Below are 24,718 nucleotides of genomic sequence, written 5' to 3'. Positions count from 1 at the left end.
CCTTCACCCCTTTCGCCCTTTCACCCCTTTCGCCCCTTCGCCCCCTTCACCCCTTTCGCCCCTTCACCCCTTTCGCCCCTTTCGCCCTTTCACCCCTTTCGCCCTTTCACCTCTTTCGCCCCTTCGCCTCTTTCGCCCCTTCGCCCCTTCACACCCTTCACACCCTTCACACCTTTCACACCCTTCACACCTTTCAATCGCCTTCTCGAATGGTCGTATCCATCCGGTTAATCTGTGCTAAAATGCCTCCTTTCCGGTTTCGGAAAAGCCATCCGGCATCCGGGGGGAAGGTGTTCACCCGACGATTCTACGACATCATCGAACGGCTCCAGGCCGGTTTCGAAGGCGAACGGAAGTTCTCCATCGAACTCCTCGACGCCCTCCTGAGCGACTTCCGCCAGGAAACCTGCCTCAGCGGCGGCCGGGTCTGGGAGAAGACCCCCTGCGGCTACCGCTGCATCCGCGAAATCGGCACCCGCGCCCACGTCGGCGACGACTTCCTCTTCCCCCTCGCCCAGGTCCCCCTCGCGCAGATGCGCCAGCACCGGCTCGTCCACCTCGCCAAGGGCGACCCCTTCTTCGACGTCCCCGCCCAGCAGCCCCTCGAGGTCGAGAGCTTCACGGCCTTCCCCGTGGACGAAGACCTCAACTACATCATTGCCTTGTACTTCGAGCGAAGCGAGGACTTCGCGTCGAAGCGGGGGGTCATCGAGTCCTTCCTGCGCATCGTGGGCCTCTTCACGTCAAACCTCGCCGCCAGCAGACGCGAAGGCGAGTTCCTCGGCGAAATCCTCGAACTGGCGCACCGGCAGCAGTCCAGCCTTCTCCCCGAAGCGGTCCCCGTCTTCCCCGGCTTCGACATCCACGGGGCCTCCGAGCCCTTCGCGGTGGTGGGCGGCGACTATTTCCGCTTCTTCGACCTCTTCGGCCCCCTCCTGGGGGTCTGCATCGCCGACGTCAAGGGAAAGGGCTTCAGCGCCGCGGTCCAGGTGACGGCCCTTCACCGGGTCCTCGCCGTCCTCGCCCAGACCAACCTGAAAATCGCGTACAAGGCCCACCTCATGAACCAGGCCTTCTTCGACGCCCACTCCATCGAGAACCTCATCGCCCTGGTCTACGGGGAACTGGGCCCTGACGGCCGCTTTCACTACGCCAACATGGCCCACGTCTACCCCCTCTGGTACCGGCGCGGGGCGGACGAGTTCATCGAACTGGAGGAGGGCGGCCCCTTCCTGGGGCTGCAGCCCGACGCCGCGTACGGGACCGGCATCGTCATCCTGGAACCCGGGGACCTCCTCGTCCTCTACACCGACGGCATCACCGAGCTCAGCGACGAGAGCGGCGAGGAGTACGGCCGCTCGCGGCTGAAGTCGCTGATCCGGGACGGGCGGGACCTCGCCGCCGTGGAGCTGACGGCGCGGATCTTCCACGAGAGCCGGGCCTTCTCCGGCACACCCGGCCGGGTGGACGACGACCGGACCGTGGTGGTGATCCGGAGGCTGGGCTGATTCCCTTAATCAGGCAAAATGAAACCACAAACCACACCAACCACACGAACAGGCGGAAAGGCGCGGCAGATCGGTCGAGCTCTCCAACATCCGCGCACCGGCAGCCCGGGAGGTGCGATATGACACGCGACCTGCTGGAGACCCTGAACCCGGAGCAGCGGGAGGCGGTGATCTACACCGGGGGCCCCATGCTGGTGGTGGCGGGAGCGGGGAGCGGAAAGACCCGGGTCATCACCTGCAAGGTGGCCTACCTGATCGGGGAGGGCCTCTTCCAACCCGACGAGATCCTGGCGGTCACCTTCACCAACAAGGCCGCCCGGGAGATGCAGGAGCGCGTCCAGGCGTTCCTGGGGCCCCGGATGGCGCGCATGCCGCTGGTCTGCACCTTCCACTCCTTCTGCGCCCGGTTCCTCCGCCGGGAGATCGGTGTCCTGGGCTACCCCTCCCAGTTCACCATCTACGACGCCGACGACCAGAAAAGCCTCGTCAAGCGCCTGCTCAAGGACATGAGCGCGGGGGACGAGGTGACCCCCGACGCCGTGATCCACCGGATCTCCCAGGCCAAGATCCGGCACGTGACCCCGTCGAAGTACGCCGAGCAGTTCGACCGGGACGGCGACGAGATCGTGGCGAAGGCCTACCGCCGCTACGAGGAGCAGATGCGGGAAGCCGGCGCCCTGGACTTCGACGACCTGATCCTCAAGACCAACGACATCCTGGAGGGGCACCCCGACGTCCGGGAACGGGTCAACCGCCGGTACCGCTACCTCCTGGTTGACGAGTTCCAGGACACCAACCCGCCCCAGTTCCTCCTGGTCAGGCACCTGACCGCCGGCCACAAGAACATCTGCGTGGTGGGGGACGAGGACCAGTCCATCTACGGGTTCCGGGGCGCCATCCTGGCCAACATCCTCCACTTCGAGAAGGACTTCCCCGGCAGCCGGATCTTCAAGCTGGAGGAGAATTACCGCTGCAGCCGCAACATCCTCAGGGCGGGTTCCTCCCTCATCGCCAACAACCTCAACCGGCGGGACAAGACCCTTCGAACCGCCAACGCGGCGGGGTCCCCCGTCGGCCTCTTCGAGGCGGAAAACCCTGCGCTGGAAGCATCCTCGGTGAGCCGGGCGGTCAAGCGCATCCTGGTGGACAGCGACCGGGGGACGGTGGGTGTCCTGTACCGAACGAACTTCCAGTCCCGGCGGCTGGAAGATGCCTTCCGCGGCCAGACCATCCGCTACCGGGTGGTAGGGGGCCTGAGCTTTTACAGCCGCAAGGAGATCAAGGACCTCGCCGCCTACCTGAAACTTCTGGCCAACCGGTCGGACACCGTTTCTTTCCTCCGCATCATCAACACGCCCCCCCGGGGGATCGGCGAGAAGACGGTTGAGCAGCTGAGGACCGCGGCCTCGCGGTCGGGCCGGGGCCTGTGGGACACCCTGAACGCCGAACTCGACGGCGGAACGGTGACGGGACGGGCCCGGACCACCCTCGCCCAGTTCCGCGAACTGCTCGCCGGACTTGAGAAAGCCCAGGGCGAACTCAAACTGGGGGAGTATGTCGAGTCGGTGCTCGCGCGCTCCGGGTACGAAGCCTTCCTCCAGGGTTCGGACGACCCCACCGACGAATCCCGCCTGGAAAACGTCCGCGAGTTGGTCACCATGGCGGCGGAGCACGAGAAGGAGGGCGGGACCATCGGCACCTTCCTGGACCGGCTCTCCCTCTTCACCGACAGCGAGGAGGGCAGCGACAACGGGCGGGTGGTCCTCATGACCCTCCACGGCGCCAAGGGACTGGAATTCGACCACGTCTTCATCGTGGGGCTGGAGGAGGGCCTGGTGCCCCACTTCCGCGCCATGGACAACCCCGACGACATCGAGGAGGAGAGACGGCTGCTCTACGTGGGCATGACCCGGGCCCGGCGCCACCTGACCCTCAGCCGTTGCCAGGCCCGGCCCAAGTCCTTCGACAAGGAACCGGAAAGGGTCAACCCGTCACGCTTCCTCCGCGAAATCGCCCCCGACTGCCTGGTTCGCCTCGACCCCTTCACCCTGACGCCGCGGGCCGGCGCCGCGGCGCCCCCGTCCCGCCAACCGCGTCTCGACCTGGACGGGGCCGCCATCCGGACCTTCAACACCGTCGAGGACATCCGGAACTTCTTCGGGGGGCCGGCCGCGCGCGAGGGCGGCGGCGGTGAAGGCGGCGGCCCACCGAAACCGGCGGGCCCGCGCATCGTCTCGCGGGCGTCCCAGGTCCTACCGCCGGTCCGCCTCCCCGATTCGAAGGCCGACCGGGGCGTGCGGCCGCCAACCCCGGCCCGCGTGCCGGCAACGGGGGCCCCGACCCCGCCCGGGACCGCACCGAAGATCGGCGAACGCCGGCCGCTGGCCGGTTTCAAGGCGGGGGAACGGGTCCGTCACGAGAAGTTCGGGAACGGGTGCATCCTGCGGGTGGAGACGTCCTCCATCGGGCGCAAGCTCACCATCTCCTTCGAAAACCGCGGCATCAAGGTCCTGCTGGAGCACCTGGCGGATCTGCAGAAAATTTGAGACCCCCGGGAAGTTCCGGGTCATCTGACACCCCGGGCGGACGGGGCGGGAACCCCGGAAACGACCCCGGGTGGGCCGGGAAACGAGGCACGGGCGGCACATGAGCGGATCAGGCACGACACGCGTGAGGAAAGTGGTGCTGGTGGGCAACGCCAACGTGGGGAAGTCCGTGGTCTTCGGCGCGCTCACCGGGCGATACGCCATCGTCTCCAACTACCCCGGGACGACGGTGGAGTTCTCCCGCGCCGGCGTGACGGTGGACGGGCGCCGCTACGAGATCATCGACACGCCCGGGATCAACGGCCTCGTCCCCCAGTCCGAGGACGAGCGCGTCACCCGGGACATCCTGCTGCGCGAGCGGCCCGACATCATCGTCCAGGTGGGCGACGCGAAGAACATCCGGCGGACCCTCCACCTGACCCTGCAGCTCGCCGAGTTCGGCATCCCCATGGTGCTGAACCTCAACATGATCGACGAGTGCGCCGCCCGGGGGATCCGCATCGACACCGAGGCCGTCTCCGCCGCGTTCGGCGTTCCCGTGAACACCTCCATCGCCACCATGGGTGAAGGCATCCCCCGCCTGGCCCGTCTCTTCACCCGGGCCGCCCGGCCCCGCCTCCCGGTCGCCCTGTCCTCTCCCCTGGCCGACGCGGTCGAGGCGAAGCTGCCGGGGTTGCCGCGGGCCCTCACCCTCGAGTGGCTGGTCCAGGAGGAACCCGGCGACCTGCCCCTGGAGGCGGGGGCCCGCGAACGCAAGCTGATGGAGCACATCCGGAACGTCATCGTGCACCGCCGCCCGGAGGCGGGGCCCGACCCTCGCCTCCACTTCGAACAGTCCCGGCGGAGATTTCTGGACGAGTTCATCCCCACGGTGAAGCAGACCAACGGAAACCTGGCGACGGTCTTGCCGGACGACCACGTGCCGGCCGTTCTGGGAACGGGGCTCGCCCTGGGCCTGGCGGTGATGGCCTCCAACGCGATCCTGCCGCTGCTGGGGATCCCCGGCCCCCTTCAGCGGATCGATGCGGCCTTCGCACCGTTGCTGGACGGCAACGGCATCCTGGTCGGGGCCGGCGGGCTCCTGGTCGGGGAGTTCGGGTTGCTCCACCCCGGCCTCACGCTCCTGGCCCTCACCGTGATGCCGCCGCTGCTGCCCTTCCTGGCCCTCCTCAAGCGCGGCGGCCGCTTCACCAACGCCTTCGACCGCTTCACCCGGCGCGCGGGAACCGGCCTGGCGGCACTCCTGGCCGTCCTGGCGGCCGTCTACGTCTTCGTCGGGGTCTTCGGGGCCCAGGTCCTGGTGGGGTTGCTGGAGGACGGGATCTTCAATGCCTACCTCAACCCGCCGCTCCACCGTTGGTTCCACGAGGCCGTCCCCTCCCCCTTCATCACCGACCTCTTCACGGGGCCTTACGGCCTGATCTCCAAGGGGCTCACCTACAGCGTCGGCATCGTGCTCCCCGTGGTCTCCACCTTCTTCCTCGCCTTCGGCTTCCTCGAGGACAGCGGCTATCTCCCCCGGCTCTCCGTGCTGGCCAACCGGTCCTTCCGGCTCGTCGGCCTCAACGGGAAGGCCGTTCTTCCCATGGTTCTCGGCCTGGGGTGCGGGACCATGGCGGTCATGACGGCGAGGGTCCTCAACTCCCGCAAGGAGCGCTTGATCGCCACTCTCCTGCTGGCCCTGGGCATCCCCTGCTCGGCGCAGCTGGGGGTCATGCTGGGCATCTTCTCGGGTTTCTCCGCGTGGGTCGCCCTGGTGGTGATCGGGGTGGTGGCGTTCCAGACCCTGCTGGTGGGCATCCTCGCGGCCCGGCTTCTGCCGGGGGACCCCAGCGATTTCATCCTGGAGATCCCCCCCGTCCGCTACCCGTGCTGGAAGAACATCTGGATCAAGACCGGGCTCCGGGTGTGGTGGTTCCTCAAGGAGGCGGTTCCCCTCTTCCTGCTGGGCACCTTCCTCCTCTTCCTCCTGGACTGGTTCACCGTGCTGGGCAAGATCATCGACACCGCCAAACCGGTGGTATCGGGGCTCCTGGGCCTCCCCGGCGAGGCCGCCCAGGTCTTCGTCATGGGTTTTCTGCGCCGCGACTTCGGCGCCGCCGGCCTCTACGACATGGTGGAGCGGGGGATGTTCGGCCCCGGCCAGGTGGCGGTCACCCTGGTGGTCCTCACCCTCTTCGTCCCCTGCGTCGCCAGCTTCTTCATGATCGTGAAGGAACAGGGGCTGAAAAAGGCCGCCCTGATCCTCTTCTTCGTCATCCCCTTCGCCGTCCTCACCGGCGCCCTGACCCGCCTCGCCCTCCCCCTGTTCGGGGTGTGACCCCGAAACCCCGTCAACGATCCCCGGCCGCCGCTTTGCCGAGGTTTCGCATCTTTTCGCCACCCCTCAGATTGCTCTCGATGGCCTCCAGGTTGACCCCCTTCGTCTCCGGGACGAACAGTGCCACGAAAAAGACGGCCGCGATGCAGAAACCGGAAAAGAGGAAGAAGATGGACGAGTTCCCGTAGGTGTGCATGAAGGTCAGCGAGTTGTCCATGAGCAGGCCGGCGAACGTCCAGTTGACCATGGTGGTGATGGTCATGCCGATTTCCCGGCCCTCGAGCGGGAAGATCTCCGAGCAGACGAGCCAGGCCACGGGCCCCCATGAAACGGCGAACCCGAAGATGTAGACGATCACCGAGACCAGGAGGATCGTCTTGGGAAGCCCGCCCACCTGGCTGGGGTCCGACACGTCGCCGACCAGGTGGAACGCGACGCCCGCCGCCACCATGGTGACGAACATGCAGACCGCACCCACGTACAGGAGTTTCTTGCGCCCCCACCTCTCCACGAGGTGGATGGCCGGGAAGGTGAACAGCATGTTGACCGTCGGCACCGTCATCATCCCGACGAGGCCCGTGAGCCCCGCGTAGCCCAGGATGGTGGGGGCGTAGTAGATCATCACGTTGATGCCCACCAACTGCTGGAACATCTGCAGCCCGACGCCCACCAGGAGCACCTTGAAGAAGTACTTCCGGAACACGATGCCGAGGCTGGCCCCCGCGTGGTGGAGGGTGCTTTCGATCCCGGCGATTTCACTGCGGACCTCTTCGTCGGTGTTGAGCACCTTCGTGAGGACGTCGACCGCCTGGTCCTTCCGCCCCTTCAGCAGGAGCCACCGGGGGCTTTCGGGCAGGATGAAACACCCCAGGAACATCAGGAGGGCGAAGACGACGATGACGGCGAACATGGTCGACAGCGCGTAGCGGGGATCGACGATCCAGTGCACGATGGTCACGTTCGTGACGGAGATCAGGAAGATCCCGATGGTGATGAGCAATTGGAAAAGCGTTCCCATCGCGCCGCGGATGCTCGCCGGCGCCGTCTCGGACAGGTAGAGGGGGACGACGAACGAGGCGATGCCTACCGCGAACCCCAGGGCGAAGCGGCACCCGAACAGGATGTGCAGGTGGGGCAGGAAGGCCGACAGGCTCGAGGCGGCGCTGAAGAGGAAGCCCGCGAGAAGCAGGCTTTTCTTCCGTCCAAGGAACCGGGCGAACACCCCGGCGAGGAGCGCCCCGAAGATGCTTCCGGTGGCCAGGATGGAGGAATAGTGCTCGGCCCCCTTCAGGTCGAGGTTGTAGACCTGCTTGATCGTCCCCAGGGAATTGGCGATGAACCCCTGGTCGAGGCCGAACAACAAGCCCCCCAGGGCGGCCGTGGCACAGACGAAGTAGGTGACTGTCTTGTAGCCGCTTTGTGTGCGCTGTTCCATGCTGTCTGGTCTCCTTTGGTGATAAACCTCGAGAAGGGGTCAGTCGGTGCCGGCGACGGCCGCGATGACGGCCGCCCCGATGCCGGAACCGTCCTTGGCCAGCTCGAGCCGGACCCGGTCCGCCCGGGGCCCCAGGGCGTCCGCCAGGGCGCCGCGGATATCTCCCGGGTACCCCGGGTAATGCTCGAACAAAGACCCGTCAATCCCCACCGTGTGCGGCCGTATCAGCTCCGGGTCCATCCAGGTGATGACCGCGGCGAGGGCCGCACCCACGATCCGGGCCGACCGCAGGGAAATCGCCCGGCAAACGTCGGCCAGGAGACCCCGGTCGTTCTCCGTGGGATCGTCGATGCCGAACGCGGCCAGAACCCCGGGATCATTGGCCGCGAGAGCCGACATGTGCTCGGTCCTGAACGCGTAGGGAGTGGCGAAGAGGTCCCGGCCGGCCCCGGGGAAAAGGAGCCCTTCGTTCACCAACGCCCGGATGACCCGTCGGGAAAGCTCTCCCAGGTACATTCCCGAGACCGTCTTCTCCAGGAGCTGAGAACCCGGGTTGGGGGAGTGACGGTCCAGGTCCAGGTCAAAGGGGGTGCGCCGGAGCAGGGCGAAATTGCCCCACTCCATGTTGACGATCATCTCCCCGCCCGCACCCAGGTTCCTGTTCTTGGTAATTCTCAGGATCTCCTCGGAGTAACAGGCGTTCGTTCCGGTCCCCAGGATGACCCCCACGTCGCAGGCCGGATCGGCGTAGCCCCGGGCGGCGAGGGTGCCGACGGTGTCGTTGACGAGCGCCACGATCCGGACGAAACCGGCCCCCTTTCGCCGGAGCGACCGGGTGAGCAGGTCGACGACATCCTCACCCTGTACGCCCGTCGCGGTGAAACCTTTCGTCCAGGCGACCAGCCGGCCCGAGTCGACGCGGGTTTGCTCCGTGGGGAACGAGAACGTGAATGCCAGCCTCAGCCCGCCGGCCGAACCGGCCCCGACCTTGCCGGCGAAGGTCAGGACGCAATCGGCGAGGAAATCGAAGAGGTCCTCCCCCTTCCCGCACATCAGCGCGCCCGGGACCACGAACTTGTCCACGGCCAGGACGCGGGACTTGCCCGCACCCTCCAGTTCGACGGCCAAAACTCTCAGGTTGGTCCCGCCGAGGTCCAGGGCCAGGTAGTTGCCCGTTTCCGATCCCCTGGGCTTCGCGACGAAGGAGGGCAGCATCTTGAGCGAACTCTGTTCGCCCGACAGGCCCCGCCGCATCTCGGCATGAAAGCCGCTGACAATCTCCGCGATGTCGGCGGGCGTGAGGCGGAACGTACCCGTCAATTCCGACATGGCATCCTGTCTCTTCACGAGAATGCACCTCTCCCCGGAAATGACCGCCACGGAACGAAGACAGCATACACCAGAACGGCGGAAAAACGAACAGCCCCGAACGGGACCCGGGGCGTCACAGGGGCTCTTCCCCGCGGACCGCACCCCGGGCGCGAAGAAATCAGGCAGGCCGCTTCAGTGATGACGTGTTTTGTGCGGCTCCGCTTTCCGGGGCGCCGGCCGGTTGGCCGGGGGCGGCGCCGGTGAGGGGGTGATGGTCACGGACGGCGTCTCGGCCGGGCCCGGGGCGGTTTCGGGCCGGGTGACGGCGGGCGGCGTCGGGGGGCCGGCGGGGGCCGGCGGCGGGGCGGCGGGCTTGGCCGCCGGCGGCGGGGCGAGAACGAAGTGATCCAGCAGGATGCCGGCCACCATCCCCAGCAGGAAAACGGTGGGGATCAGGAGGATCAGGAACAGGCGGTGCTTGGGGTGGCCGTGATCCTCGTCGCCTGCCGGTTTCCGGGAAGGTTTCGGGCTCGCCTTCTCCGCGGTCGTGGCCGGGGCGGGAACCACCGGGGGCGCCGCGGGGGGAACGACGGCGGCCGGGGCGGAAGGCGCCCCCGGCGACGCGGGGCCGGCGCCGCCCGGAAGGGCTTTCACGACGACGGTTTTCGCCGCCTTGCGGGCGCCGAACTGGAGGACCTGAATGGACACGTTGTCCTCCCCGCCCGCCTTCAGGGCGAGGTCGAGGAGGCGGTCCGCCGCGTCCTGGGATTCCGTGGCGGCATTGAGGGCCTGGGCGATGGCCTCGTCCTCGACGTAACCGCACAGCCCGTCAGAGCAGAGGAGCACGGCGTCCCCCTCCTGCATCTTCACGGGAGGCTTGACGTCCATCTCCACTTCGGGCCGCTGCCCCATGGATCGCGTCAGGACACCCGAGTCGGGGTGCTGGCGGCCGTCGCTCTCGGACATCATGCCGGCGTCGATGTAGCGCTGGACCAGGGAGTGGTCGTGGGTGATCTGCATGAGGGCGCCGTCGCGGAACAGGTAGGCACGGCTGTCCCCCACGTGGCCGACCACCAGCTCGTTCTCCTCCGCCCGCCAGACGGCCACCACCACGGTCGAGCCCATCTTCGTCGTCTCGGGGTTCCCCGCGTTGGCCGCGGAAAAGATGGCCTGGTTGGTGGCCCGGGTGGCCAGGCAGAGCGCGTCGGCCAGCGAAGTGCCCGGGGGGGCCTTCCGGCTCCGGAAGAAATCCTCGAAACCGTTGACCACCATCGAGGCCGCCGTGGCGCCCCCGCGGTGGCCGCCCATGCCGTCGGCCACGATGTGCAGTTCGCCGTAGTCCGTCGGGAACGACGTGACCCGGTCCTGGTTCTCCTCGCGGACTTTGCCGACGTGGGAATGCTCGCCCTTTTTCATGCTCAGCGGTTGATTCATTGCCACCTTCCCTCGGAGAAAAGTATACACAATGGCGACGCGCCTGCAAGGGTTGAATCACGGGGACCCTGAAAAATCCGCCCGGCGGACCGGGAATTTCCACCTCCCCGGTACCCCGGATTTGTGGGATAATGCGGCATCGTCTTCCCGAACGGGACGGAAGGAGGTTTCCCATGAAGCAAGTCTACCCCGAATACCCCGGCGAATACATCCGGGACATCCTGCTCACCCGGGAACAGATCCAGGCCCGCGTGACGGAGATGGGCCAGGCCCTCTCCCGGGACTACGCCGGCAAGAACCCGCTGTTCATCTGCATCCTGAAAGGGGCCACGCTGTTCCACTCCGATCTCATCCGGTGCATCGACATCCCGCTCAGCGTCGACTTCATCGCCGTCGGCAGCTACGGCGCTTCCACCCACACGACGGGCGAGGTCAAGCTCATCAAGGACCTGGACTGTTCCATCACCGGGCGCCACGTCCTGATCGTGGAAGACATCGTGGACACCGGCCTGACGCTCACCTACCTGAAACACCTGCTGGAGAACCGCGACCCCGCCACGGTCCGCATCTGCGCCCTGCTCTCCAAGCCCTCCCGGCGCAAGGTGGAGGTCGCGGTGGATTACCAGGGCTTCGAGATCCCCGACGTGTTCGTGGTGGGGTACGGCCTGGACTATGCCGAGCGTTACCGCAACCTTCCCGACATCGGCGTCCTCAAGTTCATGGCCCAGACGCAGGAAGGCTAGAAGCCCCTCTCGCGGCGGCGCACGGCCCCCCGCCCCAACCCGGGGGAAGGCGAGCGTCCCGGAAGAAAGATCGACACGATTTTCACCCGGCGTGTTAGAATCAAAACGTCCAACAATGAGTCCGGGAGGAGGCACCATGCCCGTGCATCGATTCAACGCCGTTCTGATGACCTGTTGCACCGTTTGCCTGGGTATCGCACTGATGGTTCCGGCTGGCGCCCAGACCGACGACGTCAAGGCGGGAACCACGCTCGAGGGTCCCCTGGGGATGACCTTCGCCTACGTCCCCGCCGGGAAGTTCAAGATGGGTTCCGACAAGGGCGAGCCCGACGAGATCCCCATGCACCGGGTCACGTTCAACCGGGGATTCTACCTGTCGACCACCGAGGTGACCCAGGCGCAGTGGAAGGCCATCATGGGGGAGAACCCCTCGGGTTTCCCCGCCTGCGGCGACGAGTGCCCGGTAGACTCGGTCTCTTGGGACGACGCGCAGGAATTCGTCCGAAAACTCAACGAGAAGGACCCCGGAAAACGTTACCGCCTGCCCTCGGAGGCGGAGTGGGAATATGCCTGCCGCGCCGGGACCGTCACGGAAGCCTTCTGGAAAGCCGAGCCTCCCGATGCGTACTGCTGGTACGACGCCAACTCCGGACGGACGCCCCACGCCGTGAAGGGAAAAAAGCCCAATCCCTGGGGGATCCACGATATGCTGGGCAACCTGTGGGAGTGGTGCGAGGACGTCTACACCGGTTCTTACGAGGGCGCCCCATCCGACGGGATCGCCCGCGTCGCGGGGGGGGAGGAGAATCGCCGGGTGGCCCGCGGCGGATCCTGGAGCAGCAACGGCTGGAGCGTCCGCGCGGCGAACCGCATGCCCTACCCGAAGGACCTCCGGTATTCGGGCCTCGGGTTCCGCCTGGTCCGGGAGGTCCGGTAACCCCCGGTTGACATTGCCGGCCCCGTGGTTTACACTCCCTTCCCGCGGGCGTGATCAGGCGCAGCACGGGCCCATAGCTCAGCGGTTCAGAGCTGCCGGCTCATAACCGGCTGGTCCCAGGTTCGAATCCTGGTGGGCCCATTTTCCCGCGGTGCCGCCCCCGGCCCCGCGCACGCCCGAATCCGCCCCCCTGGAGGACCCATGCTGCCGGACATCCGTCATCTGCTGGATTTGCAGGAACTGGACCGGGAGATCGCCACCCTCGGGAAACAGCTCGAGGAGATCCCCCGGCGCCGGGAGGAACTCCAGGCGGAACTTCAGCGGCTCGAGCAGGACTTCACGACGGGCCAGGCGGACTTCAAGTCCAGGGAGAAAGAGCTGCGCCGGATGGAGCAGGACATCGAGGACCTCCGGGGCAGCCTGACGAAGCTGAAACAGAAGCAGCTCCAGGTCAAAACGAACCAGGAGTACCAGGCCGCCCTCCACGAGATGGATTTCCTGAGCCGGAAGATCTCGGACCAGGAGGACAGCGTGCTGGAGGGCATGGAGGCCATGGACCAGCTCCGGGCGTCCCTGGAGGGGTCCTGCAAGCGCTGCGAGCAGGGGAAGAAGGACATCGCCGCCGAGCTCGGCAACCTGAACAACTCCGCGACCTTCCTGGAAAACGAGATCAACCGCGCCGCCGGCCGTCGGGCCGACGCCCTGGCCCGGGTCCCGGCGAAGGCCATGGCCCTGTACAACAAGCTCCTCCCCGTCTCCGGCGGGATCGTGGTGGCGGAGGCCCGGGACGAGCTCTGCACCGCCTGCCGCGTGATGCTTCGCCCGCAGTTCTACCAGGAGCTGCTGCGGGGCGCGGAGATCCTCCAGTGCGAGAACTGCCGGCGCATCCTCTACATTGCGGAATGAGGGCGTTATGCCGACGGGGGGCGGCATGCGCGTCAAATCCGACCGGATCACCTTCGATACCCGAGGGAATGCCTCTGTTGACAACCTCACCGGCCCCGTCGCCGAGGCCGTTCGAAGAAGCGGCCTGAAGGACGGGACCGTAACCCTCTTCACGCCCTCCGCCACCAGCGCCCTGACGACCCTCGAGTTCGAGCCCGGGTGCGTGGCAGACCTCCGGTCCTGCCTCGAGGAAGTGGCCCCCTCCCGGCGGGCCTGGGCCCACAACGAACGCTGGGGGGACGGCAACGGGCACAGTCACCTCCGCGCCGCCCTCCTGGGCGCCTCGCTGTCGGTCCCCTTCCGAGACGGCCGGCTGACCCTCGGCACGTGGCAGCAGATTGTCTTCGTGGACTTCGACACCCGCCCCCGCCGCCGCGAGATCGTCGTTCAGATCCTCGGGGAATGAGCGAAACGGAAAATCCTGGATGAAAACCCGATCCGAATCGTTCCTCCGGTCGGACCTGGCCTGGCTCCTCCTGCTCGCCGCCGCTCGCCTGCTCCTGCACCTGCTCACCAACCACCAGTACGGCTTCCACCGGGACGAACTGGCGACCCTCGCCGATGCGCGCCACCTGGGACTGGGGTTACGTGGCCTTCGACCTCCTCTGGGTCGTCCTCGTCGCCTGGTTCCTCCTTCGCCTCCTGAAGTCCGGCGATCCCCGCTGGTGGCTGGCCGTCGGGGCCGCCGTCGGGCTGGGGATGATGACCCGCTACACCATGGGCGTGCACGTGATCGCCCTGGTCCTGGCGGTGTGCCTCACCCCGGTCCGCAAACACCTCCGGTCGCCCTGGCTCTGGGCCGGCGCGGCGCTCGCCCTCGTCATTCTCCTGCCCAATATCGCCCCCCGCCGACGGACGCCACACCCGGCTCATCGCCGTCACGTTCCCGTTCTTCTCGTGGGCGTATGACAGCCCGAACAGGACCGAGGCGCTGTCCAGACCCGTCCCCGGCGTCACCCCGGGGCCCACCTTCATCTCCATCGGCCACAGGGTTGTCGGGTCGTACAATCGCGCCCCGTCCACGGTAAACAACCCCTCGGCATAACGCACCGCCTCCGGCGCCCCGTTGGAAGCGTTGCCCCGTCGCTCGTACACTGCGGACGTCGTCGTGACGTCCCCCACCTTGACCACGTCCACCACTCCACCGGGCCCGGACAAGGTTTCCACCACAGCCCCCGAAGGGTACGAGGCCTTCTTCAACACGCCCCCCTGCTCATACTCATACGCCGTTGTGAAGTACTCCGTCGACCCGTTCCGGGTGATGACGTCCTGGCGTTGCGACACCAGTCCGCGCCACTCGTAGTCGTAGTCCCGCAACACCACGACCCCTTCCGCCTCCGACCGGTCCCAAATCAGCCGGCCTTTCTCGTACATCCCCTGGCCGTAACCGAAGTTGTTGCATGAAGTCCGGTCTTCGTGGGTCACCTGCGGGATCCTTTACCAAGCCCCCTCTTCGTACGCATCGGCAAGGGAGGCCGGATAACCGACGCCAGACTGAGCGACCAGGCCGTCCTCGGCATTCTCGAGGCCCGGGCCGGTCAGGCCGGGAGCCGTCCCCAGCCCCCACGACGCCCGCCGGACCTTCGTGACCACCCTTCTGAACCGGGGCAACGACGCCCTCATCGTCGCCAGGCTCGCCATGCACGCCGACGTCCGCACCACCCTGCGCTACGCCCGTCGCGACGAACACGCCAAGCGCCGCGCCGCCGAAAGCCTCGACGTGCAGTTCAGTGGGTGAGGTTATAAAGAGCTGATATTCGAATCTTAACTTCCTATAATATCTTCTATTTACAGAGATATGGCTGAGATTTGCACGAATCGTTTCCGTCACCCAGGTAGGGGTTTTTCAAGTGGCCACCGGGGTAGAATGTTTATTGAATGATCACTGTTAACAGAACAAGTTCTTTTTTGGTATTTGGAGCTTTTTTAACGTTGTAAATTATCGTATTAAAACCTTCTAAACTTATTCGGATGCAATACTTTCCATTTTGTACATTCCCGAAAAAGAATCTGCCTTTCTGATTCGTCACTGTTTCAGCAATCAATTTCTTTTTAATTCTGTCTAATAATTCAACTTTAACTCCTGTTATACGTGCCCCAGTTGGATCGATCACGCATCCAATCATATTCTTGGCAAGGAGCTCTTCCTCAATTTCTACCAAAGATAGATCAGTCGGCAGATGAATTGCCGGAATTGCAATCCTCCTGTTGCATGCTATCGATAATAGAAAGATAAGGAAAACGGATACAAACTCTATTAGTTTTTTTTCTCTGAAAAACATTTCTAATTACCTCCGCATGGTTGCTCTATTTGCTGGAGTATATTGACTGTTCTCTTGGCCGCCAGACCCAAAATTATTTTGTTTCAAGATCGGACGCTGATCACGCATTTTACGTTCTCTTTCATGAGCCTTTACGTGAGCTTGCGCGTATTGGGAATTATTATGAATTTTCTCGTAGGCCTCAGCTAATTCATGAAAATATATAGTGTAATCCACTGGCACTTGAAGATTTGTGAGACTTTGCCGGGTGGTTGTACTAACATAATACTCTAGATTAATTGCAACCTGATCGTCAATGCCGACTTGGGGCAATTCTGTAGCTGTTTTACCCGGTGGACGTCTGTAATTATATCTATTGTCAATATTAGCATCCAGATTTTGAATTGGAGCTACATTAACAGATCCTCCTCGTGTCTCAACAGTTGATCCAACAGAGAGATCATATCGCTCTGGCGCACCACAGATATCTTTGAGTAGCTTTGCGCCTTCATTTGCCTCTAAATCAATACCTGTCAAATCGATTGTGGGGTTCTAAGCCCAAAACCGCGGAATGTGCCAACCATTGAAAATGCAACACATTAAAGAACGCTGACGCTGGCGTTCGCGGCGGGTCTCATAGTCGTCGCGGGCCATTTGCAAGGCCAGTTTGAGCAGCAGCTCCTGGACCGACTCCAGCACAATTTTGGCCACGCCATCCGCGCCGGCCGCGAAGTCGGACAGATCGACCACGCCCGGCACGGCCAGCTTGGCGCCCTTGGCCCGGATGGAGGCGACCAGTTGCTCGGCTTCAGGTAACGGAAGACGGCTGATGCGGTCGATCTTTTCGGCGACGACTACTTCATTCGGCTGAAGATCTGCGATCAGGCGCAGCAGTTCGGGACGGTCGGCGCGGGCACCCGACGCCTTCTCCCGGTAGACGCCGGCGATGTAGTAGCCGGCCGCTCGCGTGCATTGCTCGATGTCGGCCTGGCGGGTAAGGTCCTGTTCGGCGGTGCTGACTCGAAGGTAGATGCGGGCAACTTTCATTTTCACTGTCCAAGATGGGTATACCTGACTTGGCCAACGATAAAGCATGTGGACAAGAATTGCAAACACAATGTAATTTGGCCGCCTCGATTTTGGCTATCCATCTTGGTCATGTTCAGATACAATTGACTTGACCGGGGAATGCCGTTGAGCGAGCTTGATCAGGCCAAGCTCGACGGCGGGCGCGAATGCTGGTTCGGGAGGACAAGCATGGAGACGAAATTGAAGATGGTGTTCTGGCAGGGTGACCGATTCTGGGTGGGCAAACTGCTCGACCATCCGGAAATCATGACGCAGGGCGAGACTCTGGAAGAACTCGAGGAGAACATGCGGGACGCCTACCGGCTCATGGTTCTGGATGACGTCCCCGAGCATCACGAAATCAAGGAACTGGCCCTCAAGGTATGAAAAGGAAGACCTTGATCCGAAAAATTCTGGATGCCGGCTGCAGGCTCATCCGCCATGGTTCTCGGCATGATTTGTATCAGAACCCGGTCACCGGCAAGCAGCAGCCCGTTCCCCGGCATGATGAAATCGATGAAAACCTGGCTCGGCATATCCTGAGGGAACTGACAGGGAAAAAATGATCGGATTGACCACAGGTTTTATCCAATCTGCCGCCTCTGGCCAGAGATTCATTGCGTTAATAATTTCTTTATAAAAGAGTTGAACTATTTCGCGGTTTTGGGATTAGAACCCCTTATAGGGGTTCAATGTGTGTCGGAATCCCGCGTTTTTTCGGACTTTCGCCCCGCGCGCCGCCGGGGGAAGTTTCAGGTGTCGCCAGGGCCTCGGCCGGCGGCGCGCGGGGCGGATTTTATCAAAAAGAGCGCCGCTTTCTACACAGATTGATCCCCTACGGGGATCGGGCCGGAGGAGGGCGTGAGCATCGCGACCTTTCTACACAGATTGATCCCCTGCGGGGATCGGGCCGGGGGAGGGCGTGAGCATCGCGACCTTTCTACACACCTTGGTCCCCTGCGGGGATCGGGCCGGGGGAGGGTGTCGCTGGCGTCGCTGCACGCGCGCAGCAGCTGCCCCGCCCACCGTGGACGATTCCACCCGGTCCCGCGGCGCCCCCTCCCTGCCCCACGCGTCCGTCAGCTCCACCGCGTAGATGTCCCCATGCGGTCCGAAACAATGGGGGATCGGGTGGGACGGGTCCGTCTTCGTCACCTTCTTGTACATCTTGATCCCTTTCCAGGTGTCATCCGGGTGAGCCCCGGGCGCGGAAAGGCACAGGATCGCCGCCAGCGCGGCGAGCGCGGGGGGTCGCATGGATTTCCCCTCCTTCGTGAGGGCCCGCCGGGGGGGGCGGGCGCGGTCCTGCGGTCGCGTCATTCCAATGGGCGACGCGGCCGCTCTTCCCGATCCGGTGGGGCGCGGGAAAGGGTGGGGGATACTCCTGTCGAAGCGGCGGGGGCAAGTGGAAGAAGCAACGGAGGGGGGGGAGAAAGCAACGATGGGGGGTCCGCGTCGGGACGACGCGTGGGAACTTCGGGGCCGCGTCGGGACGACGCGTACGAACTTGGGGGCGCAAAACCCTTGATCGTGGCCTCCGGGTCATTTAAGATACACCCATCTTCCGGGGCAAAGGGGTTTACCGCGTGAACCTTTCGGAAATCTGGATCCGGCGGCCGGTGATGACCCTGCTGGTGATGGCGGCCGTGCTGCTGTTCGGCCTCATCAGCTACCGCTCGCTGCCCATCAACAACCTCCCCAACGTGGATTTCCCCACCATCAGCGTCACGGCGGTCCTGCCCGGCGCCAGCCCGGCGGTCATGGCCGCCACGGTGGCCATGCCCCTGGAGAAGAAGTTCTCGGTGCTGTCGGGCATCGACTCCATGACCTCCACCAGCCAGCTCGGCGTCACCACCATCAACATCCAGTTCTCCCTGGAACGGAACATCGATGCCGCCGCCCTGGACGTCAACAGCGCCATCGCGGCCGCCATGGGCGTCCTGCCGCAGAACATGCCGAACCCGCCCACCTTCAAGAAGGTCAACCCGGCGGACATGCCCATCATGATGCTGGCCCTCACGTCGGACACGCTCCCCGTCACCCGCCTCCAGGACTGGGCGGAGAACGTCCTCATCGCCCACCTTTCCGCCATCAACGGGGTGGCCGAGGTGGACGCCGTGCCGGTGCAGCGCTACGCCGTGCGGGTCCAGGTGGACCCCTTCCGCCTGGCCGCCCTGGGCGTCGGGATCAACGAGGTTTCCGACGCGCTGCAGAACGGCAACGTCAACCTGCCCGGCGGCACCCTCGACGGGCGGGTCATTTCCTACACCGTGGAGTCCAACGGCCAGCTCTTCGACGCCCGCTCCTTCGCGTCGCTGATCGTCACCTACCGCGACGGGCGGCCGGTCCGGATCTCGGACGTCGCCCGGGTCCTCGACGGGGTGGAGAACGACCGGGCCCGCGCGGACTACCTGAACAAGGGCAGGATCCAGGCCGCCGTGTGCATCCGGGTCACCAAGCAGCCGGGCTCCAACACGGTGGAGATCACCGAGCGGATCCGGAAGAAGCTCCCCACGCTGCAGGCCATGCTCCCCTCGGCCGCCGGTCTGGACGTCTTCTACGACCAGTCGGACTACATTCGCGAGTCCATTCACGACGTCGAATTCACCATGATCCTCACCATCGGGCTCGTGGTGTTCGTGATCTTCCTGTTCATCCGGGCGGGGAAACCCACCATCATCCCGAGCCTCGTCGTCCCCCTCTCCATCATCGGCACCTACGCGGTGATGGCGTTGCTGGACTACTCCCTGAACACGCTCTCCCTCATGGCCATCACCCTCTCCATCGGTTTCGTGGTGGACGACGCCATCGTGGTCATGGAGAACATCATCCGCCGGATCGAGTCCGGCGAGAACGCCGTGGAGGCCTCGCTGAAAGGCTCGCGGGAAATCGGGTTCACCATCCTCTCCATGACGGTCTCGCTGGCGGTGGTGTTCATCCCCATCCTCTTCATGGGGGGCATCCTGGGCCGTCTCTTCCGGGAGTTCGCCGTGGCCATCACCACGGCCATCCTGTTCTCGGGTTTCTTCTCCCTCACCCTGACCCCGATGCTCTGCAGCCGCCTCCTGAGCGGCCTGACCGAGCGGCGCCACGGGCGGCTCTACCGCGTCGGCGAGCGGTTCCTCAACGGCTGGCGCAACCTCTACGGGTGGACCCTGCGGCTCGTGCTGAAGGGGAAGATCCTGGCCCTCGTCTTCACCGGGGTCGTGGTGGTCGTCATGTTCCAGGTCCTCGGCCTGATCCCCAAGGGCTTCGTCCCCAACCAGGACCAGTACTTTTTCCGGGTCTTCTGCCAGGGCAGCGACCGGACGTCCTTCGCCGACATGCACCGCCACATGGACACGCTGAACCGGATCATCCTCGACGACCCCGACTGCCGGGAGGCCAAGATCGTCTCCGTGGTGGGTTTCAACGGGGACTGCACGGGGCTGCTGTTCGTGGGCCTCAAACCCCGGGAGCAGCGCACGAAGTCCGTGGACGAGATCATCACCCGGCTGCGCCCGAAAATCCGCGACATCCCCGGCCTGATCGTCTCCCTGGTCAACCCGCCCGTGGTCAACATCGGGGCGCGGCTGTCCACGGCCCAGTGGCAGTTCACCCTGCAGAGCACCGACCTGGAGGACCTCTACACCTACGCGCCGAAGCTCGAGGAGCGCATGCGGGCCATGCCCATGCTGCTGGACGTGAAATCGGACCTCCAGGTGCGCAAGCCCCGGGTGTGGGTGGAGGTGGACCGCGACCGCGCCTCGGCGCTGGGGCTCACCCTCCGCCAGGTCCAGGACGCCTTCTACTCCGCCTACGGGGCCCGGCAGGTCTCCACCATCTACACCGCCACCAACTTCTACTACGTCATCCTGGAGCTGGACCCCCGTTTCCGAACCAACGCCGAGGCCCTCCACAAGATTTACGTCAAGCCGGCGGGGGGGGCGCCGGTCCCGCTCAACACCGTGGCGACGGTCCGGGAGGACGTGGCGCCCCTGACGGTGAGCCACTCGGGCCAGGTCCCCTCCGCGACCATCTTCTTCAACCTGAAGCCCGGGGCCTCCATCAGCCAGGCCGTGGACCAGGTCCGGAAGGCCGCCCTGGAGGTCCTGCCGGGGACCGTCCAGACAAGCTTCCAGGGGACGGCGCAGGCCTTCCAGTCCTCCCTGGCGGGGATGGGCTTCCTCGTTTGCCTGACGGTCATCGTCATCTACATGGTGCTGGGGATTCTCTACGAGAGCTTCATCCACCCCCTGACCATCCTCACGGCGCTCCCCCTGGCCGGGTTCGGCGCGCTGGTCTCCCTGTGGGCTTTCGGGATGGAGCTGGACCTCTACGCCATGGTGGGCATCATCCTGCTGGTGGGGATCGTCAAGAAGAACGGGATCATGATGGTGGACTTCGCCCTGGAGGCCGAGCGGCTGCACGAGCTGAAACCGGAGGAGTCCATCTACCAGGCCTGCATGGACCGCTTCCGGCCCATCATGATGACCACCCTGGCCGCCCTGCTCGGGGCCCTCCCCATCGCCCTGGGCTACGGGGCCGGGGGGGAGGCCCGCCAGCCGCTCGGCGTCTGCGTGGTGGGCGGGCTGCTCTTCTCGCAGTTCTTCACCCTCTACATCACGCCGGTCTTCTACATCTACCTCGACCGCTTCAGCCGGTGGGTCTCCCGCGCGCGGCGAACCCGGCGGCCGGCGCCCGGAGTGACCCCATGAGCTTCAACCTTCTCGGCCCGAATTTCCCCTTCCTGCCGCTCCTCCAGGCCCAGGGCGAACACCTCCGCCACGCGGCGGAGCTGCTGCTCGAGGCGTTCCGGGAACACCCCGACGTCGCGGGCCCGGCGGGGCGGATCCAGGCGGTGGAAACCCGGGCGGGCGAGACCTTCCACCAGGTCCTCGAGCAACTCTCCCTGACCTTCCTGCACCCCATCGAACGGGCCGACCTCCACGGCCTCGCCTACGCCCTGGACGAGGCCCTCGGCGCCGTCCGCAAGATCGCGGCCCGCCTGGGACTCTACGGTTTCACGGAGATCCGCCCGGCCGCCCTCCAACTGGCGGAGAACCTGGCGGAGGCGGCCGGGGTCACCCGCGAGATGGTGCACCACGTCGTCGTCGCCCGCAACGCGTCCGACTACCGCCGGAGGCTGGCCCGGATCATGGAGGAGAACGACATGGTCCTCCTCGTCGCCCTGGGTGAACTCTACGAGGCCCCGCCGCCGGACGCACCCCGTCTCCTGGAACTCGTGAAGTGGGCCCGCCTCTACGACCGGCTCGAGGAGGCCGCCCTCCGGGTCCACCGCGTGGGCCTCGTCCTGGAAAGCATCATCCTCAAGAACGTCTGACGCGCAGCGCCACGGCGGCGGGAACGAGGAGGATCGCGGTCAGCACCGCCAGGGCGGCAGGGTCCAGGGGGGCGGACGGCGCCAGCATGAAGACCTTCTCCACCAGGTACCCCAGCCAGGTCACCAGGACGACGGCCGGGGCCACGAAGGTCTCCTTGGCCCGCCGGGAGATGAGGACGACGAAGGGGACGGCGAACATCATCAGCAGGAAGGCCGTGCCGAGGGCGCCCATTCCGGGCATGTGGAAGCGCTTGACCAGGTAGTCCACCTCCTCGGGGATGTTCCCGTACCAGATGGTCAGGTACTGGGCGAAGAACTGCCCGGCCCAGAGCAGGGAGAAGCCGAAGAGGAGGGTCACCGCGTCCTTCCGCGCGGGGTGAAGCGCCGTCCCGCCGGTGCGGGCGGCTTTGAACGCCAGCAGGACCGCGAGCCCGATGCCCAGGTAGAGGGCCTCGATGAAGAAGTACGGGCCGAAGAGGGTCCCCGCCCAGGGGTAGTCGAAGGACATGACCCAGTCGAAGCCCGCCATGGACTGGCAGAAGACGAAGGCCAGCAGGTAGAGGACGGCCCACGTCCCCCGCCGGGGCGAGTTTTTCCGGACCGCCCCGGCGAAGGCCCCCGCCAGCAGCCAGGCGAGGGTGGCCAGGGCGAGGTTGCGCCCCACGAAGAAGGGCGGGTTCAGCCAGGCGTTGGGGGCGGCGTCCCAGCCGTAGAGGGACAGGTGCCGCGCCCAGGCGAGGAAGCCCAGCGGGCCCAGGACGAGCAGGGGGTGCAGGTCCAGGAGGCCCTCCCGGAGCGGCTCGATCCACCGGCCCCGGGACAGCTCGGCGGCGGCGGCGAGGGCCAGCGCGCCCTGGACCATCCCCAGCGCCAGCAGCAGGGCCGGCAGAAGCGACGCCCCCGCGCGGACGCCGAAGGCCAGGTCCACCAGGAAGGCGGCCAGGACGGCCGCGGCGGTGACGGCGTAGCGGTGCGTCTTCATGCGCCCTCCCCGTCGTGCTCGATGATGATGAAGCGGTTCTCGTGCTCCCTTGGTTCCAGGATCCGCCGGAGGGACGGCAGCCGGCCCAGGATCAAAAAGCCGGCGAAGGAGCAGAGCGCGCCGATCAGGATGGTGAGCTCGAAGGTGATCACCACGAAGGCGGGGAGGGAGACGACGGGTTTGCCGCCCGTCATCAGCGGCCAGTCGTGCACCGAGTAGAGGGTGAGGCCGAGGCCCGCAACCAGCCCCGTCACGGCGCCGATCAGGGTGAAGAACTTGAGGGGGCTGGGCCTGACGTGGAGCAGGTGGTCCGTCTCGTGGACGTGGTAGGGGGTGATGGTCTCCAGCCGCCGGGGCGGGACCCCCGATTGGCGCAGTTCCTCGAGCCGGGCGACGAAGTCCGCGGGGTTGTCGAAGACGTGTTCCTTGCTCATCGGGAGTGCTCCTTGACTTCGGTGATGGAGAGGACGGGCAGCGCCTTGATGAAGAGGAGGAAGAGGGTGAAGAAGAGGCCGAAGCTGCCCAGGGTGATCCCCACGTCGGTGAGGGAGGGGATGGGGTCGCCCCAGCTGTAGGGGTCGAAGTCCCGCGCCAGGGAGGTGGTGATGATGACGAAGCGCTCCAGGTACATCCCCACGTTCACGAAGAGGGACAGGACGAAGAGGTAGACCAGGTTCCGCCGCAGCTTACGCACGAAGACGGTCAGGGGCAGGAGGACGTTGCAGAAGACCATCAGCCAGTACAGGAACTTGTAGTGCCCCAGGAGCCGGAAGGTGAAGTGGTATTTCTCGAAGAGGATGCCGCTGTAGAAGGCGATGCCGAACTCCACGGCGTAGGCGAAGGAGACGATCAGCGAGGTGAAGAGGAGGATCTTCGCCAGGCTCTCGAAGTGGTCGATGGTGATGTACTTCTCGAGGGAGAGGATCTTGCGCATGGGCACCACCAGGGTGATGACCATGGCGGTGCCGGAGAAGATGGCGCCCGCCACGAAGTAGGGGGCGAAGATGGTGGTGTGCCAGCCGGGGATGACGCTCATGGCGAAGTCCCACGAGACCACCGAGTGCACCGAGATGACCAGGGGCGTGGCGAAGGCCGCCAGGAACATGTAGAGGCGGTTGTAGTGGTTCCACTCGTCGGGGGTGCCGGTCCAGCCCAGGGAGAAGAGGTCGTAGAGGCGCTTGCGGAGCCCGGTGAAGTGCCGCCGGGCCGCGGCCAGGTCCGGGATGAGCCCCACATAGAAGAAGACCAGGCTCACGGTGAAGTAGGTGCTGACGGCGAAGACGTCCCAGACCAGGGGGGAGCGGAAGTTCACCCACAGCTCCCGCTGGTTCGGGTAGGGCATCAGCCAGTAGAAGAACCAGGTGCGCCCCAGGTGGATGAGGGGGAAGAGGCCGGCGGTCATGACGGCGAAGATGGTCATGGCCTCGGCGGCGCGGTTGAAGGAGCTGCGGAAGCGGGCCCGGAACAGGAAGAGGACCGCCGAGATCAGGGTCCCCGAGTGGGCGATGCCGACCCAGAAGACGAAGTCGGTGATGTAGAAGAACCACCCCACGGGGTTGTTCTTCCCCGCCATCCCCATCCCCGTGTGAATCTGCCAGCCCCAGAAGGCCATCCCCTGGAGGAAGAGGAGGATGGAAAACCCCAGCGCCGCCTTGTAGGCCTTCCCCGGCGCGCGCATGGCCGCCAGGACGTCGGTTTCGATGGTGTCGTAAACTGCTTTCATTCCTGCCTCATGAAACCACGGATAGAGATGAGCCACGGATGGACACAAACCACGGATGGACACAAACCACGGATGGACACAAACCACGGATGAACACGGATGGACACGGATGAATACGGATAGGGTTTGGTATTTTGAAGGGAGAGAGCGCCGCGGGACGAATCCGATCGCGAAGAGGCTCA

The 24,718-nt window shown here is 65.2% G+C and carries 22 protein-coding genes, 1 tRNA gene and 1 pseudogene; 14 read left to right on the top strand and 10 right to left on the bottom strand.

The genetic code is table 11. The features are described 5' to 3' along the window. The first annotated feature begins 290 nt into the window (after positions 1-290). The 3 genes from KA419_13085 to KA419_13075 all read left to right on the top strand — a co-directional run bounded on the left by KA419_13085 (position 291) and on the right by KA419_13075 (position 6,374). The gene (locus KA419_13085; protein MBP7866870.1) at positions 291-1,508 is read left to right on the top strand and encodes a serine/threonine-protein phosphatase; all 1,218 of its coding nucleotides are present in this window, start codon (positions 291-293) and stop codon (positions 1,506-1,508) included. A gap of 119 nt (positions 1,509-1,627) precedes the next feature. After that, positions 1,628-4,054 carry a UvrD-helicase domain-containing protein gene (locus KA419_13080; protein MBP7866869.1) on the top strand — a complete coding sequence of 809 codons (2,427 nt, stop codon included), beginning with the start codon at positions 1,628-1,630 and terminating at the stop codon, positions 4,052-4,054. Between the two features lie 100 nt (positions 4,055-4,154). Next, positions 4,155-6,374 (top strand): ferrous iron transporter B, encoded by a 2,220-nt coding sequence (locus KA419_13075; GenBank protein ID MBP7866868.1) that lies wholly within the window; start codon positions 4,155-4,157, stop codon positions 6,372-6,374. A gap of 13 nt (positions 6,375-6,387) precedes the next feature. Here KA419_13075 and KA419_13070 read toward each other — a convergent pair whose 3' ends face one another. The 3 genes from KA419_13070 to KA419_13060 all read right to left on the bottom strand — a co-directional run bounded on the left by KA419_13070 (position 6,388) and on the right by KA419_13060 (position 10,554). Further along, a complete protein-coding gene (locus KA419_13070; protein ID MBP7866867.1) occupies positions 6,388-7,809 on the bottom strand; it encodes a sugar porter family MFS transporter in 1,422 nt (473 codons plus the stop codon). A gap of 39 nt (positions 7,810-7,848) precedes the next feature. After that, complete coding sequence (locus tag KA419_13065) at positions 7,849-9,156, bottom strand: hypothetical protein (protein MBP7866866.1); 1,308 nt, start codon at positions 9,154-9,156, stop codon at positions 7,849-7,851. A gap of 156 nt (positions 9,157-9,312) precedes the next feature. After that, entirely contained in the window at positions 9,313-10,554 is a 1,242-nt protein-coding gene (locus KA419_13060) for a serine/threonine-protein phosphatase (protein MBP7866865.1), read from the bottom strand. A gap of 173 nt (positions 10,555-10,727) precedes the next feature. Between KA419_13060 and hpt the strand changes: the two genes are divergently transcribed. The 7 genes from hpt to KA419_13025 all read left to right on the top strand — a co-directional run bounded on the left by hpt (position 10,728) and on the right by KA419_13025 (position 14,917). Next, positions 10,728-11,297, top strand: coding sequence for a hypoxanthine phosphoribosyltransferase (gene hpt / locus KA419_13055; GenBank protein MBP7866864.1), 570 nt, complete (start codon positions 10,728-10,730; stop codon positions 11,295-11,297). A 136-nt stretch (positions 11,298-11,433) separates the two neighbouring features. Then, on the top strand, positions 11,434-12,234 hold the full coding sequence (locus KA419_13050; protein ID MBP7866863.1) for a formylglycine-generating enzyme family protein: 801 nt from the start codon (positions 11,434-11,436) through the stop codon (positions 12,232-12,234). Between the two features lie 67 nt (positions 12,235-12,301). Beyond that, positions 12,302-12,375 (top strand) — tRNA-Ile (locus tag KA419_13045). Positions 12,376-12,435: 60 nt separating this feature from the next. Next, positions 12,436-13,140: a hypothetical protein gene (locus KA419_13040; GenBank protein ID MBP7866862.1), complete on the top strand. Its 705-nt coding sequence runs from the start codon at positions 12,436-12,438 to the stop codon at positions 13,138-13,140. Positions 13,141-13,165: 25 nt separating this feature from the next. Continuing rightward, positions 13,166-13,585, top strand: a complete 420-nt coding sequence (locus KA419_13035; GenBank protein MBP7866861.1) for a secondary thiamine-phosphate synthase enzyme YjbQ — start codon at positions 13,166-13,168, stop codon at positions 13,583-13,585. Positions 13,586-13,740: 155 nt separating this feature from the next. Next, positions 13,741-14,088, top strand: a complete 348-nt coding sequence (locus tag KA419_13030; GenBank protein ID MBP7866860.1) for a glycosyltransferase family 39 protein — start codon at positions 13,741-13,743, stop codon at positions 14,086-14,088. Between the two features lie 676 nt (positions 14,089-14,764). Beyond that, positions 14,765-14,917, top strand: a complete 153-nt coding sequence (locus tag KA419_13025; protein ID MBP7866859.1) for a hypothetical protein — start codon at positions 14,765-14,767, stop codon at positions 14,915-14,917. Between the two features lie 133 nt (positions 14,918-15,050). On the opposite strand, the gene KA419_13020 is transcribed toward KA419_13025, so the two are convergent. From KA419_13020 to KA419_13010, 3 genes and pseudogenes are all read right to left on the bottom strand, one after another. After that, complete coding sequence (locus tag KA419_13020) at positions 15,051-15,461, bottom strand: carboxypeptidase regulatory-like domain-containing protein (protein ID MBP7866858.1); 411 nt, start codon at positions 15,459-15,461, stop codon at positions 15,051-15,053. A gap of 6 nt (positions 15,462-15,467) precedes the next feature. Further along, the gene (locus KA419_13015) at positions 15,468-15,977 is read right to left on the bottom strand and encodes a hypothetical protein (protein MBP7866857.1); all 510 of its coding nucleotides are present in this window, start codon (positions 15,975-15,977) and stop codon (positions 15,468-15,470) included. A 72-nt stretch (positions 15,978-16,049) separates the two neighbouring features. Further along, positions 16,050-16,487, bottom strand: a pseudogene (locus KA419_13010) (recombinase family protein). A 210-nt stretch (positions 16,488-16,697) separates the two neighbouring features. Between KA419_13010 and KA419_13005 the strand changes: the two are divergent. Together KA419_13005 and KA419_13000 are read left to right on the top strand one after the other, a co-directional pair. Further along, positions 16,698-16,895, top strand: coding sequence for a type II toxin-antitoxin system HicB family antitoxin (locus KA419_13005; GenBank protein ID MBP7866856.1), 198 nt, complete (start codon positions 16,698-16,700; stop codon positions 16,893-16,895). Further along, entirely contained in the window at positions 16,892-17,074 is a 183-nt protein-coding gene (locus KA419_13000) for a type II toxin-antitoxin system HicA family toxin (protein ID MBP7866855.1), read from the top strand. The genes KA419_13005 and KA419_13000 overlap by 4 nt, the downstream gene beginning before the upstream one ends. Before the next feature lie 313 nt (positions 17,075-17,387). On the opposite strand, the gene KA419_12995 is transcribed toward KA419_13000, so the two are convergent. Further along, positions 17,388-17,765, bottom strand: a complete 378-nt coding sequence (locus KA419_12995; GenBank protein ID MBP7866854.1) for a hypothetical protein — start codon at positions 17,763-17,765, stop codon at positions 17,388-17,390. A 329-nt stretch (positions 17,766-18,094) separates the two neighbouring features. On the opposite strand from KA419_12995, the gene KA419_12990 reads away from it, so the two are divergent. Then, positions 18,095-21,205 (top strand): efflux RND transporter permease subunit, encoded by a 3,111-nt coding sequence (locus KA419_12990; GenBank protein MBP7866853.1) that lies wholly within the window; start codon positions 18,095-18,097, stop codon positions 21,203-21,205. Further along, a complete protein-coding gene (locus KA419_12985; protein MBP7866852.1) occupies positions 21,202-21,831 on the top strand; it encodes a DUF47 family protein in 630 nt (209 codons plus the stop codon). The genes KA419_12990 and KA419_12985 overlap by 4 nt, the downstream gene beginning before the upstream one ends. On the opposite strand, the gene KA419_12980 is transcribed toward KA419_12985, so the two are convergent. The 3 genes from KA419_12980 to nrfD are packed head-to-tail and all read right to left on the bottom strand — an operon-like array spanning position 21,818 to position 24,536. Continuing rightward, positions 21,818-22,813: a hypothetical protein gene (locus tag KA419_12980; protein MBP7866851.1), complete on the bottom strand. Its 996-nt coding sequence runs from the start codon at positions 22,811-22,813 to the stop codon at positions 21,818-21,820. The genes KA419_12985 and KA419_12980 overlap by 14 nt on opposite strands. Further along, positions 22,810-23,247: a DUF3341 domain-containing protein gene (locus tag KA419_12975; protein MBP7866850.1), complete on the bottom strand. Its 438-nt coding sequence runs from the start codon at positions 23,245-23,247 to the stop codon at positions 22,810-22,812. Before KA419_12975 ends, KA419_12980 begins: the two co-directional genes overlap by 4 nt. Continuing rightward, a complete protein-coding gene (nrfD, locus tag KA419_12970) occupies positions 23,244-24,536 on the bottom strand; it encodes a polysulfide reductase NrfD (GenBank protein MBP7866849.1) in 1,293 nt (430 codons plus the stop codon). The genes KA419_12975 and nrfD overlap by 4 nt, the downstream gene beginning before the upstream one ends. Positions 24,537-24,718: the final 182 nt, after the last annotated feature.

This window comes from Acidobacteriota bacterium (genome assembly GCA_018001935.1).
In the GTDB taxonomy this organism is placed as follows: Bacteria; Acidobacteriota; JAAYUB01; order JAAYUB01; family JAAYUB01; genus JAGNHB01.
This window is presented reverse-complemented; position numbering and strand designations above follow the sequence as displayed.

What these genes read in the sequence shown, in the direction of transcription:
- KA419_13080 (MBP7866869.1), top strand. Translation starts at nt 1,628, where the DNA reads ATGACACGCGACCTGCTGGAGACCCTGAACCCGGAGCAGCGGGAGGCG.
- KA419_13075 (MBP7866868.1), top strand. Translation starts at nt 4,155, where the DNA reads ATGAGCGGATCAGGCACGACACGCGTGAGGAAAGTGGTGCTGGTGGGC.
- KA419_13070 (MBP7866867.1), bottom strand. Translation starts at nt 7,809, where the DNA reads ATGGAACAGCGCACACAAAGCGGCTACAAGACAGTCACCTACTTCGTC.
- KA419_13060 (MBP7866865.1), bottom strand. Translation starts at nt 10,554, where the DNA reads ATGAATCAACCGCTGAGCATGAAAAAGGGCGAGCATTCCCACGTCGGC.
- hpt (MBP7866864.1), top strand. Translation starts at nt 10,728, where the DNA reads ATGAAGCAAGTCTACCCCGAATACCCCGGCGAATACATCCGGGACATC.
- KA419_13050 (MBP7866863.1), top strand. Translation starts at nt 11,434, where the DNA reads ATGCCCGTGCATCGATTCAACGCCGTTCTGATGACCTGTTGCACCGTT.
- KA419_13040 (MBP7866862.1), top strand. Translation starts at nt 12,436, where the DNA reads ATGCTGCCGGACATCCGTCATCTGCTGGATTTGCAGGAACTGGACCGG.
- KA419_13035 (MBP7866861.1), top strand. Translation starts at nt 13,166, where the DNA reads ATGCGCGTCAAATCCGACCGGATCACCTTCGATACCCGAGGGAATGCC.
- KA419_13030 (MBP7866860.1), top strand. Translation starts at nt 13,741, where the DNA reads ATGCGCGCCACCTGGGACTGGGGTTACGTGGCCTTCGACCTCCTCTGG.
- KA419_13020 (MBP7866858.1), bottom strand. Translation starts at nt 15,461, where the DNA reads ATGTTTTTCAGAGAAAAAAAACTAATAGAGTTTGTATCCGTTTTCCTT.
- KA419_13005 (MBP7866856.1), top strand. Translation starts at nt 16,698, where the DNA reads ATGGAGACGAAATTGAAGATGGTGTTCTGGCAGGGTGACCGATTCTGG.
- KA419_13000 (MBP7866855.1), top strand. Translation starts at nt 16,892, where the DNA reads ATGAAAAGGAAGACCTTGATCCGAAAAATTCTGGATGCCGGCTGCAGG.
- KA419_12995 (MBP7866854.1), bottom strand. Translation starts at nt 17,765, where the DNA reads ATGCGACCCCCCGCGCTCGCCGCGCTGGCGGCGATCCTGTGCCTTTCC.
- KA419_12985 (MBP7866852.1), top strand. Translation starts at nt 21,202, where the DNA reads ATGAGCTTCAACCTTCTCGGCCCGAATTTCCCCTTCCTGCCGCTCCTC.
- KA419_12980 (MBP7866851.1), bottom strand. Translation starts at nt 22,813, where the DNA reads ATGAAGACGCACCGCTACGCCGTCACCGCCGCGGCCGTCCTGGCCGCC.
- KA419_12975 (MBP7866850.1), bottom strand. Translation starts at nt 23,247, where the DNA reads ATGAGCAAGGAACACGTCTTCGACAACCCCGCGGACTTCGTCGCCCGG.
- nrfD (MBP7866849.1), bottom strand. Translation starts at nt 24,536, where the DNA reads ATGAAAGCAGTTTACGACACCATCGAAACCGACGTCCTGGCGGCCATG.